This window comes from Paenibacillus sp. HWE-109 (assembly GCF_022163125.1).
Taxonomy (GTDB): Bacteria; Bacillota; Bacilli; order Paenibacillales; family NBRC-103111; genus Paenibacillus_E.
In genome coordinates this window covers 3502786-3516579 of the sequence record NZ_CP091881.1, presented here as the reverse complement: position 1 = coordinate 3516579, position 13794 = coordinate 3502786, and the positions used below count along the sequence as shown (strand labels likewise).

The window sequence follows — 13794 nt, the reverse complement described above, 5'->3', positions numbered from 1 at the left end:
AGTTGAATGTATATGTATTGGCTATAATCTTTTGTTTGGTGTTTATATTCATTGCTGTCGAATTGATTCGCCGGCAGAAGTTGCAGGAGCAGTATGCAATACTTTGGCTCATTCTGGGATTCGTGATGGCATTGCTCAGCTTGTTTCCCGGTCTGCTTGACCCAATATCCCATAGTCTGCATATTTACTACGCGCCATCCTTGCTTTTCCTGCTAGGTTTGTTATTTTCGCTTGCTTTTATTATGCATTTGACACTTGTGATTTCCAAACTCCACCGGAAGTTGACTAGATTAATTCAAGAAGTTGCACTGCTTCAAGAACAATTGCGTGGAAAGGAATCGAACTCATGACAATGGCGCCGCTTCTGATTGTTCTCTTGAATGTTTGTTTATTGGTTGGTGGTCAAATTGTCTGGAAAATAGCCCTGAATCGAACTCCTTTGAACGGGATAAGCGATCTCGGGCTTGTTCTGATGCAGCCGTATATTTTAATTGGGTGCCTGCTTTATGGGGTGGCTACGTTGATCTGGTTTTATGCCCTTAGCCGATTTGATCTTAGCCGCGTGTACCCTTTGCAGTCTATCGCATACGTTTTCGGGGCTTTATTCGGTTTGGTAGTGTTAAAAGAGACATTCACATCGTCACAATGGATGGGCCTGCTTCTGTTAGTGGGGGGAGCCTTTCTATTGGCAAAATAGGTCAGGAGAGAAGATCATTGAAACGTAGTATTCATTTCGGGTTGCTGCTGCTTATGGCCGCAGCTTTATTGGTACGTCTCCATTATGTACTTGAAGCTGAGTATCCACCTCTGGAATGGGATCAATTGGAATATACGAAAACAGCGGTTCAGCTTTTGGAAAAAGGGATCTATGCGTACCGGGATTCCGTGCCTAACGCATTGGTGACGCCCGGTTTTCCTTTGATCTTGGCGGCAATATTTAAGGTAACAGGACATGAATCGTTAGAATCGGCTTTAATGGCTGTCCGGCTATTGAATTGCTTTGTTTCTCTTGGCGCTATTCTTTTCATTTTTCTCATCGGAAAGCGACTCTTTCATCCGTTGACAGGGCTTATAGCGGCAGGGTTTGCAGCCGTATATCCTTCCTATGTGTGGTCAACTTCGCTTATTTTGACCGAAGTTCCATTCCTCACGGTGTTTATGGCTCTGCTCTACGTCCAAGTCCGTATGATTCAGGAGAATAAGTGGAAGGATCATGTTTGGATGGGGGCTTTGCTTGGCATCTGCGTGCTTATTCGACCCAATGTTCTTCCATTAGCCCTGCTTCCCTATGTGTTCATTTGGATAAGATCCAGACAAGTAGAAACACGGTATGCTTTCCTCGGACTAGCTTCGTTCGTCTGTGTGATGCTGCCATGGTGGATTCGCAATGGCCTGGTCTTTCATTCTTTTGTCTTCATTGCCAAAGGGGAAGCGGGAAATCCGTTCCTTGGCGGAACGGACCCTTACTTCCAGAATACGATTGATTGGGATCACATCGATAAAGATCGTCAATTTGCTGAGGGGGTGCAGCGAATTAAGGAAGGCATGATGACGGATCCGGTTCTCTGGATCAAATGGATGACAATAGGGAAATTGGCTGTCTTTTTCAAAACGATGTGGGTAGGGCCTTATCCGTTTTCCGTGCCTGCTTGGTACACGAATATCCTGACGCATCTGCATAGCTTCCTGATCGCCATTGGCAGCGTAACCATGCTCGTGATTGGCTCGCGCAAGTGGGAACTAGCATATTTAGCAGCAGCATTTCTAACGTTCTTGGGTATACATATGCTGTTCATTCCAGTTGATCGATATCTGTATGGGATGCTGCCATTTCTCATGCTGGCAAGTGCTTATGCGATTACGCAAGCCATCTTTCTGCTGCGGTATGCATGGTCTACATCTCTCCAGCAGTGGAAGGGGCTCTGAACATTTGCTTGGCGCAGTAATCGATGATTTCGCTTCTGCGCACGATCCCAATGAACTTATCCGAGTCATCAACAACGGGGACGAAGTTTTGAACTTTAGCCAAGTCTATGAGATCAACCATTTCCGCATGAATATGCACGGGTTTATTTTGAACACGAAGGGGAACCTCAGATAAGGTGTGTCGATGGGAGTGATCGAAGTCAATCCCATTGGAGTTTTTGAGAAACCACAGCAGGTCACCCTCTGTAACGGTTCCTACATAATGTCCTTGATCCGAGAGGATTGGCACAGCCGTATAACGGTGATACTCCATCCGTTCTAATGTTTGGCGCAGGGTAGCTTGCAGCGTTGTCGTAATAACTTCTGATTTGGGCAATAGGAAAAAAGCGATATTCATTTATGAACACTCCTTAGAGTTTTCCCTGGGAAAACTTTGTTCGTCGATAAGTATGATGCATGGCAGAGCAACTTCTCTATTGTATCAAAAAATGCGAATAGAATCTAAACCTGTGATGGATGCTATGCAAGAGGTGAGACAAATGAATCGAGCTTTAACGACAGCTATGATCGGAATTGGGACTGCACAGGCGATGAAAATGCCATTAACCTATGTGCAGACAGGGAAATGGGATTGGTCGCAAGTGATTCAAACAGGGGGAATGCCGAGTTCGCATTCTTCAGGTGTCAGCGCACTAGCTACTTACATAGCGATGAAGAGAGGCCTATCTGCGATTGATTTTGCTGTAAGTTCTGTATTTGGAGCCGTTGTCATGTACGACGCTATGGGCATTAGACGAGCAGCGGGGGAGATTGCGGTTGAAGTCAATGATTTGGACGAACAGGTAGAACGCTTGGCGAAGCATCACCCCGGTATTTATCATGCCCGCAGACGTAAAGCATTGAAAGAGCGATTAGGTCATCTCCCTAGAGAAGTTGCAGGGGGCGCACTTTTGGGGATTGCAGTTGGTGCACTGAGTTATTTTTTGGAGAAGAAATAGGTGGCTTAAGATCATGTGGACAACTTTTCTGGAATGAGATAAGATCAAGGGATGTTCTTAGAAAGGAAGAAGTCCACATGGAAATGATTCGCGTTACAACACAAGATCAACTTAAAAGCTGTTTCGATGTGCGTTTCAAAGTGTTTGTTGACGAACAACAAGTGCCAGCTCATTTGGAAATGGATGAGAAGGATGAATCCCCGGAGTCGTGTCATCATTTTTTGCTACTAGACGGAGAGCGTCCAGTGGCCGCAGCTCGGTGGTACGAATATCAGCCGCAAACAGCCAAATTACAGCGAGTCGCTGTATTGAAGGAATATAGAGGGCGCTCCCTTGGTAAACAGTTGATTCTCGCTATGGAAGAACAGGCTCAAGAATTGAATTGTGCGTCATCTATCCTGGATGCGCAGTGTCAAGCAGAGGGCTTTTACAGTCAGTTAGGGTATAAAGTCATTTCTGAGGAACCGTTTTATGATGCCGGCATCCTCCATGTCAGAATGAAAAAGCCGCTCAAATAAAAGCGGCTTTTTCTAATTGTACATCGTTCCCTGCAAGCGGGAACGTAAGGATGAAGCGCGTGCCGTTCCCAGGGGAACTCTCTACTTCAATCGTACCGCGGTGATCTTGAACGATTTTGTAGCAAATCGACAATCCAAGACCCGTGCCCTCTGCTTTCGTTGTATAAAAAGGATGGAAGATTTTCTCTAATTGATCACTGGGAATTCCTGGACCGCTATCTTGAATGATTATCGTAGTCAACTCAGGATTCGGAATTAATTCTACGCGAACAAGGCCATTTTCTTCCATAGCTTCACAAGCATTTTTAATGATGTTTAAAAGGACTTGGGTGATCTTATCCTGGTCCATCCATAGAAGTACAGGGTCCAAGGATTCTTTGTAGTGAATTTGATGTCCGAAACGCGTTGCCTCCGATTCCATTAAGGCGATGACTTTAAGGATACATTCATGCAAGGAATGGATTCGGAAGTCAACGCTATGAGGCTTTGAGAATTGTAGGAATTCCCCCGTTAAATCGCTCATTCGATCAATTTCATCCATAATGAGACCATACCAATTTTCAATATTGTAACCGTTTGCTTTTGAGATTTGCAGGAAGCCTTTGACCGTTGTCAATGGGTTGCGTATCTCATGAGCCATTCCTGAAGCTAGTTCGCCGATGACACGCAGCTTATCTGAGCGCAGCATGTGCTCTTCGCGCTTTAACCACGATTCACGCTTCTTAATAAATAAATTATGCTCGGCAAGTAAAATTAGATCATCTTTCGTTATACATTCGAGTGGATAGGAAGCCATTCCGTATGTAATCTGAATGCCAGTTAACTTAGGAAGCTCAGAGTCAAGTTTGAGCTTGAAGGATTCAGATGCGAGCTGATCGGATAGGAGTGGCATGACAACAGCAAATTCATCACCGCCATATCTGGAAATAAAGAAAGCTTCCTTGAACAGGATTTGAAGCAGGTCTGCCAGTTGTTTCAAAATAAAATTGCCAGCTTGAAAACCACGAGTGGTATTCATAGCTTTTAAATCGGTGCAGTCAATGAGAATCAGGACGAGCTCTTGTTTCTGAGAAATGAGTTGTTCCAATCTTCGGTGAGCTTCTTCATAATTAAACAATCCCGTCAGCGAATCCTGCTGAGCATACAGATAACGCTCCTTAGTTAATCGCTCGTTTTTCTGGATGGTTGAATAGGTTGCGCGTGTCAGGACGGCGACAGTTGTAAAATATAGTGTACATTCTAGATAGTAAATCCACAGAAAATTGTGGAAGCCCTTAATGAAATAAACATTTAGAATAAAAACAAGGATATAGGCTATCGTAAGCTGCCAAGAATTTTTGCGGTTGCCTTCTGCATATATGTCACGAATTAGCGTTAGTATGTAGAGAGGCAAACAAAGGCTTAGGTGTCCAAAGTAGTGAATGAGTCCTAGGAACAATAATCGCAGCCATGGGATGGCGACATGCTTCTTCTGAATCCTTAGACTGATGACATACAAGATAACTAGTAGTAATAATAGAGGTATATGAAGTGTTGTATGTAAAATCATCGTATATATGACGTATACTACTGCATAGGCCAAAAGAATCCAATTAATAACCACCGCATCATCTCCTGAATGTAAGTATTCACTCATTTTACACCCATCTGACATGTTCTCTGTCTATTTACCAATTCCTGCTGATGCGTAAAAAGATTAGCAAAAAAACAATTATTTTCACGAAAAAGAACCTATGGGCTGCTATCCCTAGGTTCGAGAGAAGGATTTTACTGCGGAAGTACGAGAACATCGTGCTGTTTGATGAAGGTCATTTTTCCCGTTTTACCCATATAGTTCACCATCTCGTCCCCATAGTGCATGAGATGGATTTTTTGCTGGATCTCCTCAGGCAGGGTTAGCAGTTCAGCTAAGGTTGCATGAATCGCTCCGTGCCCACCCAACTGGCAATCATGCAAAATCGTATGGCAATTTCGTTTGTTTATCACTTCGTGTATTAGTAAATCTTCATTAAATTTGGTGTCCGCGCTATAGAAAGTTTGCTCATTGATGAATAAAGAATAACTAGGCTTATGAGGAATATGGAGTGTAGAGATGAGCTCGATCGTAAAACCCGGAACAATTTCTGTGGGCTTACTTTCTTCCAACAAAACGATATCAAAATAATCTTCGATGCCATTAAAGCCATCCGAAGGGTTGTACATACCGCCTTTAAGTGTATTCTCCCACAGAATTGCGGCGATTGCTGGTGTCATGAAAAGTTTGGTTTTCTTCTGGTTAAATTCATATAATAGACGAAAGGCCATTTCTTCTAATCCGCCAATATGATCAGCATGGATATGTGAAATGATAATGCCCTCAATTTGATCTGGTTGAACCTGAATATCATCAAGCGATTTAGGGGTTGTATGACCACAATCGATTAGTATATTTTTGTTGTTAGAACGAACTAATGCGCTTGTATTATAAAGAGTTTTGGCAAACGCGCTGCCGGTTCCCAACATTTGAATTTGCAAACTCATTCAGACGCCTCCCAGAATTCGACAAAAACCATCTTTTTCTAATGTAGCATGGGAGGTTGCAGCATTTCAACCATTATCTGTTTCACAGGGGATCGGATTAATTTGTTTTCGTGCAAATGTCACAGTTTAACGACTTCGCTTCTATTTCATTTAAAAGGTGTGGATGATTCCCGTGGTGTGGTTCCTTAGTAGTTTGGCGGTAGTAATGCTGGTAGGGTTTGTGCTTGTAGGTATATCGACCTATGTGGGTTGGCAGCTCACACATCCTAAGCGCAAGCCGGTAGATGAGTCGCCAGAGACATTCGGTTTAGATGAACAAGTTGTCCAGTTCAAAAGTTTGGATGGCGGCGTTAGGCTGGACGGATGGTTTTTCAGATCGAATGCTGCTAATAGACAAGAACCGCTAACGGTTATTATGTCGCATGGTTATGCAGGGACACGATTGGAGAAAGGAGTTCCTGCCTTAGCATTAGCCAAATCCATTGTGGCTGCCGGATATCATGTGCTGATGTTTGATTTTCGGAATTCAGGTCAATCGGAAGGCCGGTTGACGACGGTAGGTTATTTGGAGAAGCAGGATGTACTTGGCGCTATCCAGTGGGTGCAGACGCATATTGGCGGTAAAATTAGCTTATTAGGTTTCTCGATGGGAGGGACGACATCCCTGTTGGCTGCAGCAGATGAACCATCCGTTCGAGGTGTCATTACGGACAGTGCCTTCAGTCAACTGCATCCTTATTTGCAAGATAATTTGCCTGTATGGTCAAAGCTTCCCAGGCTGCCGTTCACACCTTTGATTTTGACGATTCTGCCCAAACTAATTGGCATCAAACCGCGCCGTGTAGATGCTTTGGCAGCAGTTGATCGCATATATCCCAGACCGATTCTATTTATCCATAGTCAAAGCGATAACGCGATACCATGGTCCAATAGCGAAGCGATGTGGCGCAAGCATCCGGATGTTTTTGAGCTTTGGATTACCGAACAAGGGCTGCATGTGGGCTCCTATCAAAAGCAGCCTGAAGCCTATACGGAGCGTGTTCTTGCTTTTTTATCAAAATTATAAATTCATCGCAACTCTTCCAAAACTTCGGAGTATAAAGAAGCAGACACAAAGATTACTAACGAGAGCTGGAGGTAAAAAGATGAAAGTTCAGCGGATATTTGCGTTGATGCTGGTGTTTTTTGTTCTAAGCACGGCTGCAGTGGTGGCCTCATCGATATGGGGGGATTTTAAGGGATATAACATTGCGCGGTTGGTCGTGAATAACACGACATCGGAGTTTGGGGATTCAGAAGTTCCACCATTGATTGTTGAAGGCAAGACAGTTCTCCCGTTGCGCGCTGTCAGTGATGCGCTGCAAGCATTGGTGAAATGGGATAATTCGAACAAAACGGCGTACTTGTACAAACCTAACGTACACTTGTTTTTCACAACTGAGGTGCGCAAAGATTCTGCGATCGTACCATTTGGTGTTGTCGAGCGCGGCAAATCAGCCGATTTTATTGTTTTTGCACAAGTGGATAATTTGAAAACCAGCATCAGTTCTGTGCAAGTTTCGATCTACTCCCCAAGCGGCAAAAGCGTTGTGACGCCGGTTGTGAAATCAATCTCGGAGTCCAAAGAAGCATTTTGGCTGAAGGTTCCTTTGTATGGCGTCTCCTTTGATGAAGCGGGTACCTACGTCGTGAAATTTGCGATGAAGCAAGAGGGGGCCAGCGATTACTCCGTTGTTTCCGAGAAGCAGATCCAATCGGAGTAGGATAGGCCGCACAGAAAGTGGTTTGACCTCTTATTATGAAAATGTTAGGATAATGACGTAACTTATTATTCAACGAAAAGAGGTTCTGCCTGTGAGCGATGAGAAGCATGATCATGTACACGGCCCGGACTGTGACCACGATCACGAGCAAGGGGAAGATGTTTTTATCGTAACGGACGAGAACGGTGAAGAGCATGAGATGGTGATGGTCTATACCTTCCAATCTCAAGAGCAAGCGTATGCAGTATTGCTTGACCGCAATGATCCTGAAGCTGACGGTGTTATTTTCCGTGTGGAAGAAGAAGACGACGAAGCCTTCCTTGTCAACATTGAAGATGAGCAAGAATGGGAACGTGTTGTCACTATTTACAACGAAATCGTGGCTCAAGAAGGCGAAGAATAAGAGCTATACATAAGAACCCCCTAGCAGAGGACTCTGTTAGGGGGTTTCTGTTTGTCAGCTATCATTTTCTAGGATTGAAATACATGATTCTGCCGTTGAATAAATGAAGTTCGGCCTTCAGCAGCTTGCCGAGATATTTGCAGAATTCATTGCCTTTGCTCTTGTCGCCATGCGTGGCGTCATCAGGCAATACGACTTGGACATAATGGTGATCTTCCTCTTGCTTCTGCTCATTGCCGACACCAATCACTATGTATTTGTATAAGGGATTGATACCTTTGAGATAGAACCATTTGCCTTCGCCTTCCGGCTTCGTCTCAATGGTGTAGGGAAAACCGGCCTCATCGTACTCCCAGCCAAGCTGCTTGGCCGTCAAGGCGAGTTGTTCACGGTAGTGAAGCAGCCTTTCCTTGAGTTCATCCAAGGTGAGCGCGGCTACAGTGGAACCTGTTACGAATTTAATATAAGCGCTTTGAGCCATTCCTTGATCACCTCATTCGCTAAACATCAACAACATCATAGCATCATGTAAACGGTTTTACAATATCTACCTGATCCAAGGAAACGCTAGAAAATCGCTTGTGTTTCCACGATGACTTTGACATTCTGCACACTGCGATCCTCAGGCCCCTTGACAGGCAGCCCAACTTCTACATGCTCGACAATGTAGTCTATCAACTCTTGTGTGATGACTTCACCTGGCAGCAGAATAGGAATACCTGGCGGATAGACATAAATGAATTCCGCAATAATGCGGTCAGCAGAGTCTTTGAATGGCAGGATTTCCGTTTCGCCATAGAAGGCATCCCTTGGTGTCAACGTAAGTTGAGGAATAGCAGGGACTTTAATGACAACTTCTTTGACCTCAACAACGTCATCATTGATATGGGAGAGTTCGCGCAGAGCTGTTAACAGAGTTTCAATGTTCTCTGGAGTATCCCCTGGTGTAATGAGACACAATATGTTATACATATCGCTCATCTCGACTTCGATATTGTAGTGATCACGCAGCCAATTTTCAACTTCGAAGCCAGTGATGCCGAGCTTGCGGACATGCACGCATATTTTCGTAGGGTCATAGTTGAAAGTGGCTTCTTCTCCCAAAATCTCCTCGCCGAAACAGTAGAGGTTGGGAATTTCATTGATTTGTCTACGCGTATATTGTGCCAATTCAATGGTGCTTTCAGCCATACTACGTCCATTTAGGGCCAAATGTCTACGCGCAGTATCCAATGAAGCTAATAAAATATAAGAGGTTGATGTCGTTGTCAGCATCGAGATGATCGTTTGGATACGCTTCGGATTAACGCGATTTCCTTTGATGTTAAGTACGGAACTTTGCGTCATCGAACCGCCCAGTTTGTGAACACTGGTTGCCGCCATATCAGCACCGGCTTCCATAGCGGACATAGGCAGCTTGTCATGGAAATGAATCAGCACACCGTGTGCTTCATCGACCAGAACCGGCATGTTGAAGCTATGAACAAGATCAACAATTTCTTTGAGATTGGTACAAACGCCATAGTAAGTTGGATTAATGACTAATACGGCTTTGGCATCGGGATGCTTCTCCAGAGCTCTGCGCACGGAACGCGTTGGGATGCCGTGATCGATACCGAGATTCTTATCACGAGCAGGTTGAATAAATACCGGCTTAGCGCCGACGAAAATTATTGCGGCAAGCACGGACTTGTGAACATTGCGCGGAACGATAATTTTATCACCCTCGGAACATACGGTCATAATCATCGTCATGATGGCACCGCTTGTACCTTGTACGGAGAAGAAGGTATGGTCAGCGCCGTAGGCGTCCGCAGCAAGCCTCTGGGCTTCCTCGATCACGCCCATTGGTTGATGTAGGTCATCCAGGGGTGCTATATTGATGAGGTCGATGGACAGGGCATTGTCCCCAATGAAGGAACGAAATTCCGGGTCCATGCCAACTCCTTTTTTGTGGCCAGGAATATGGAACTGAATTGGATTTTTGTCCGCGTGAGCGAGTAGTGCAGTGAACAGGGGGGTACGGGTATGATCCACCTGATTATCGCTTCCCTTCTATAGTGGATTGCTTGCTGCATATTGCAACAAACAAAATGAGTATATCAAAATAGAGATATCATGCAAGTTAATTTTTAAAAAATAGTTTGTGCAGATTTAGGTAAAACTAACAGTAAGGTGTTAAAATTCGCCAAAACAAGGAGAAATCTTATGCTTTTCATGGAAAAATGGGGGAAAAATCGCTTGTTTTCCCCATTTGTGATGGAATTGTTAATTATTATGTTTGTCGTCGAATTTGTGAAGGGCGCGTTGCTTTTAACGATATTGCCGGTTTATATGAAGACATCACTCGGAGCCTCTGCGTTCATCATTGGCTGGACGCTTGCAGCACAGTATATTGGGGATAATGTTCTCCGGACACCTGTCGGCTGGATTATTGATAAATTAGGCTACCGAACAACGATGCTCACTGGGGTGTTAATGACTTTTGTTGCAGTTATTTTGATTGCGACAACTGCGCAGATCAGCTGGATGATTCTCGGCTGCGCGCTGCTTGGATTGGGAACAGCGCCATTATGGCCCTGTGTTATTACAGGCACTACGGAAGTGGCAGGCGATGACGGAAAAGCTACAATCATGAGCGTTGTTTATATGGCTTGGCTGTCGGGTGTGGGCTTGGGTCCAGTCGCGATTAATTTTATTGTGGGCGAGAATCACTACAGTTCTGCTTTTCGTCTATTAATCGGCTGCATGACGGTTGTCGTGCTTGTTGCGCTTATGCTGCCGAGAAGAGAAGCGGGATTACAGGGAAAATCAGTCACTAAGGCGGAAATTAAAAGTGTTTCTCGCACTTCTTTTTGGCAGCGTGTTTCGGTCTATTTAAGTGAAGTTCGACGTTCGATGAATGTGAGTCCCTTGTTGTTTCCCGCCATGTTCGCCCAAACTTTTGCATTAGGCATTCTGACACCCATACTTACACTGTATGCCAAGGAAGTGCTGAAACTCTCCTCTTTTCAATACAGTATGTTTTTGATTGCAGGGGGCGCTGTGACGGTTATTTGCTTAGTTCCGATGGGGAAAATAGTGGATCGAATCGGGATTCGCCCGTTTCTTGTCATTGGTTTCAGTTTGAGCGCTGCCGTGCTGCTGTGCTTCACTTTCGCTAAATCGATGTTGCTGCTATATGTGTTGGTAGCTGTCTTGGGAATTGGTTATGCCTTCATCATTCCATCTTGGAATGCGCTGATTGCTTCGGCTATTCCTCCGGAAAAAAGAGGCGCTGTATGGGGCTTTTTTCTTACTATTGAAGGCTTAGGGATGATTGTTGGGCCAATCGTTTCAGGGAAGCTGTGGGATGTGTATGGTTATCATGCTCCATTCTTGATGAGCGGTTTTGTCCTAGTTCTTCTGCTTGTTCTTCAAATGTTCATTTCCATCCCCAAAAAAGGTATGGTACGATAAGGGAAAATGACTGATTTGGAGGCCTAAAAGCAACATGAATAAACAGATTGGAATCATCATGCTGTTGTTGATGACGATATTCGTTGGTTTTGGCATTATTATCCCGATTCTTCCTGAAGTCGTGAAGGGTGCTGGATCGGAATATCATAACGCGTTGCTGTTGTCGGTGTATTCCGCGGCTTCCTTCCTAATGTCCCCTATTTGGGGGGCGCTTTCGGATCGAATTGGCCGTCGCCCGATTATCCTGATCGGGTTGTTGGGTTTTAGTGTAAGCTTTCTTATTTTTGGATTTGCTAACGACCATCTATGGATTATGTATGTATCCCGGATTATGGGCGGCTTATTCTCTGGTGCGGCTACAGCTTGCGCTGTCGCTTACGTGGCGGATATCACAACAGCTGAGAATCGGACCAAAGGCATGGGGATGGTTGGGATGTCGATCGGCCTAGGCTTCATTTTTGGGCCCGCACTTGGCGGTATATTTAGCAAGTGGGGGACGTATGTGCCGTTCTTCGTCGCATCCGCCTTGTCATTGGCTTCCTTTATTCTAGCCTTTGCGATCTTGAAGGAATCATTGACACCGGACAAGCGTACATCGGTCAAAGAGAAAGCGCCCTCCCGTTGGACGGCTTTCTCAGGAGCGTCAAAGTATCTCTACGTGCTATCCTTTTTTGTTTCTTTCACCTTGGCTGGTCTGGAAGCTACGCTTCAGTACTACCAGATGGACAAGATTGGCGCTACGCCATTCGACATCGGCATGATGTTCTTAGCGAGCGGTATCGTTGGCGCCTTAATTCAAGGCGGCGTTGTTCGCCGCTTGGTGAAGCAGGGAGCCGAGCAAGTCGTCATCGGCATCGGGCTCTTCCTGTCGGCAGCCGGCTTCTTCCTGCTGCTGTACTCAAGCAGCGTAGTAACCGCTGCAATCTATTTGTCCGTATTCGGCGCAGGTAATGCGCTCATACGCCCTTGTGTGACTTCGCTGATTACGCAGCGGACCAAAGTTGGACAAGGCGTCGCGACGGGTCTGAGCTCCTCTATGGACAGTCTGGGCCGTATTGCCGGACCACTCCTCGGAGGCGCCGTGTTCGCCATCGCGCATTCCCTGCCGTTCATCATTGGCGGCGTGCTTTGCCTAGCCGCGATACTGCTGTTGCAGCGTTTTGTGCTTGTGGATCGTCAAACCCGATCACGACAAGCTGCATAATCCCCAAAAAGAGGCTGTGCCCAAGGTTGATAACCTGGGCCAGCCTCTTTTTGATTGTTGTCTTTGGGATAAATGCTCGCATTCTTGCGCCTACATTCAATCATCCTTATTGCTAGTGAACTGCATGATGCTTATTGACCCTCAAAACGCTGCTTTGAAAATCCAATGAACTGAGTGAGCGTTAATGTGCAGCTTATAGGCGGAAAGGTGATCATTTACTTGAAATAACGTATAAGGAATTCGTTAGATTTTTTAAATGCACCATTTTGATCAAATAAAGGGTATTGGGTTCGTAAGGGGGCTTGACTCAAGTTGATTGGCTTTGGCGCTAGGCCTTCCTCAAAGTCAGCCCATTCATAATAAATTGAATGGTATGCTCAATTTCCACTTCCTCATCCCAATCGGCGTTGGGCGCTAGCAGAAACCGGGTAATCAAGAAACCCACAATGGTCGAAATAATTAATCGCATCGTTGTTGAGGCAGGCAATTCAATGATTTGACCCTCAGCCTGGAAGTGCCGAATTGCTTTATAAGCTTTTTCCAATACTAATTTGGAGAAAGTTTCCTGAAATTGTTCTCTCAGCTCGGTATGAAAGGGAATTTCATGCAGAAATATTTTCAATACGGCAAAATGTTTTCTGGCGAATTCCATCCGATTCACAATAATTGCGCGCAGGTATGGTTCCATGCTTGGATACTCAGCGTCGAGCACTTTGGTGAAATCCTTCACTGCAAAAGGTGCAATGAGCTTCGTCATAATGGGGGCCACAATGGAGAGCAGCAATTCTTTTTTGGTTTTATAGTGACGGAAAATGGTGCCTTCCGCTACGCCTGCCTTTTGCGCAATTTCACTGGTAGAAGAGCCTGCAAATCCTTTTTGGGAGAAAATTTCTACAGCCGCTTGAACAATTTTGATCTGTTTTTCGGTCATTTTCTCTTCTTCGTCATTAAGACGCAGCAGTTCTTGTAACCAGGGTTCGACTTGGGACAAGGCACTCACCTC

At 45.1% G+C, this 13794-nt stretch carries 16 protein-coding genes; 10 read left to right on the top strand and 6 right to left on the bottom strand.

Annotation, left to right across the window (positions count from 1 at the left end; all coding sequences use genetic code 11):
• Window positions 1–2 precede the first annotated feature (2 nt).
• Genes LOZ80_RS14760 through LOZ80_RS14750 form a run of 3 tightly spaced genes read left to right on the top strand, consistent with a single transcriptional unit; the run spans window position 3 to window position 1926 of the window.
• Window positions 3–350, top strand: a complete 348-nt coding sequence (locus LOZ80_RS14760; RefSeq protein ID WP_238172106.1) for a DUF2304 domain-containing protein — start codon at window positions 3–5, stop codon at window positions 348–350.
• Entirely contained in the window at window positions 347–697 is a 351-nt protein-coding gene (locus tag LOZ80_RS14755; protein ID WP_238172105.1) for an EamA family transporter, read from the top strand. Before LOZ80_RS14760 ends, LOZ80_RS14755 begins: the two co-directional genes overlap by 4 nt.
• Before the next feature lie 17 nt (window positions 698–714).
• The gene (locus tag LOZ80_RS14750; RefSeq protein ID WP_238172104.1) at window positions 715–1926 is read left to right on the top strand and encodes an ArnT family glycosyltransferase; all 1212 of its coding nucleotides are present in this window, start codon (window positions 715–717) and stop codon (window positions 1924–1926) included.
• Here LOZ80_RS14750 and LOZ80_RS14745 read toward each other — a convergent pair.
• A complete protein-coding gene (locus tag LOZ80_RS14745; protein WP_238172103.1) occupies window positions 1895–2323 on the bottom strand; it encodes a CBS domain-containing protein in 429 nt (142 codons plus the stop codon). The two genes, LOZ80_RS14750 and LOZ80_RS14745, sit on opposite strands and share 32 nt — an antisense overlap.
• Window positions 2324–2465: 142 nt before the next feature.
• Here LOZ80_RS14745 and LOZ80_RS14740 point away from each other — a divergent pair, with 142 nt between their 5' ends.
• Together LOZ80_RS14740 and LOZ80_RS14735 are read left to right on the top strand one after the other, a co-directional pair.
• On the top strand, window positions 2466–2924 hold the full coding sequence (locus LOZ80_RS14740) for a divergent PAP2 family protein (RefSeq protein WP_238172102.1): 459 nt from the start codon (window positions 2466–2468) through the stop codon (window positions 2922–2924).
• A gap of 77 nt (window positions 2925–3001) precedes the next feature.
• Window positions 3002–3442, top strand: coding sequence for a GNAT family N-acetyltransferase (locus LOZ80_RS14735; RefSeq protein WP_238172101.1), 441 nt, complete (start codon window positions 3002–3004; stop codon window positions 3440–3442).
• Here LOZ80_RS14735 and LOZ80_RS14730 read toward each other — a convergent pair.
• Together LOZ80_RS14730 and LOZ80_RS14725 are read right to left on the bottom strand one after the other, a co-directional pair.
• Window positions 3435–5045, bottom strand: coding sequence for a sensor histidine kinase (locus LOZ80_RS14730; protein WP_238172100.1), 1611 nt, complete (start codon window positions 5043–5045; stop codon window positions 3435–3437). The genes LOZ80_RS14735 and LOZ80_RS14730 overlap by 8 nt on opposite strands.
• 164 nt (window positions 5046–5209) lie before the next feature.
• Window positions 5210–5962 (bottom strand): MBL fold metallo-hydrolase, encoded by a 753-nt coding sequence (locus tag LOZ80_RS14725; protein WP_238172099.1) that lies wholly within the window; start codon window positions 5960–5962, stop codon window positions 5210–5212.
• Between the two features lie 205 nt (window positions 5963–6167).
• Here LOZ80_RS14725 and LOZ80_RS14720 point away from each other — a divergent pair, with 205 nt between their 5' ends.
• The 3 genes from LOZ80_RS14720 to LOZ80_RS14710 all read left to right on the top strand — a co-directional run bounded on the left by LOZ80_RS14720 (window position 6168) and on the right by LOZ80_RS14710 (window position 8128).
• Complete coding sequence (locus LOZ80_RS14720) at window positions 6168–7028, top strand: alpha/beta hydrolase (RefSeq protein WP_238172098.1); 861 nt, start codon at window positions 6168–6170, stop codon at window positions 7026–7028.
• A gap of 79 nt (window positions 7029–7107) precedes the next feature.
• A complete protein-coding gene (locus LOZ80_RS14715; protein WP_189006035.1) occupies window positions 7108–7725 on the top strand; it encodes a stalk domain-containing protein in 618 nt (205 codons plus the stop codon).
• 91 nt (window positions 7726–7816) lie between these two features.
• The gene (locus tag LOZ80_RS14710; RefSeq protein WP_173216786.1) at window positions 7817–8128 is read left to right on the top strand and encodes a DUF1292 domain-containing protein; all 312 of its coding nucleotides are present in this window, start codon (window positions 7817–7819) and stop codon (window positions 8126–8128) included.
• Between the two features lie 61 nt (window positions 8129–8189).
• Here LOZ80_RS14710 and LOZ80_RS14705 read toward each other — a convergent pair whose 3' ends face one another.
• Window positions 8190–8609 (bottom strand): DUF1885 family protein, encoded by a 420-nt coding sequence (locus LOZ80_RS14705; RefSeq protein WP_189006033.1) that lies wholly within the window; start codon window positions 8607–8609, stop codon window positions 8190–8192.
• A gap of 86 nt (window positions 8610–8695) precedes the next feature.
• The gene (locus tag LOZ80_RS14700) at window positions 8696–10165 is read right to left on the bottom strand and encodes an aminotransferase class I/II-fold pyridoxal phosphate-dependent enzyme (RefSeq protein WP_238172097.1); all 1470 of its coding nucleotides are present in this window, start codon (window positions 10163–10165) and stop codon (window positions 8696–8698) included.
• Window positions 10166–10336: 171 nt separating this feature from the next.
• Between LOZ80_RS14700 and LOZ80_RS14695 the strand changes: the two genes are divergently transcribed.
• Both LOZ80_RS14695 and LOZ80_RS14690 read left to right on the top strand, forming a co-directional pair.
• Entirely contained in the window at window positions 10337–11587 is a 1251-nt protein-coding gene (locus LOZ80_RS14695; RefSeq protein ID WP_238172096.1) for an MFS transporter, read from the top strand.
• A 34-nt stretch (window positions 11588–11621) separates the two neighbouring features.
• Window positions 11622–12791 (top strand): MFS transporter, encoded by a 1170-nt coding sequence (locus tag LOZ80_RS14690; protein WP_238172095.1) that lies wholly within the window; start codon window positions 11622–11624, stop codon window positions 12789–12791.
• A 328-nt stretch (window positions 12792–13119) separates the two neighbouring features.
• Here LOZ80_RS14690 and LOZ80_RS14685 read toward each other — a convergent pair whose 3' ends face one another.
• Complete coding sequence (locus LOZ80_RS14685) at window positions 13120–13782, bottom strand: TetR/AcrR family transcriptional regulator (RefSeq protein WP_443147031.1); 663 nt, start codon at window positions 13780–13782, stop codon at window positions 13120–13122.
• Window positions 13783–13794 lie beyond the last annotated feature (12 nt).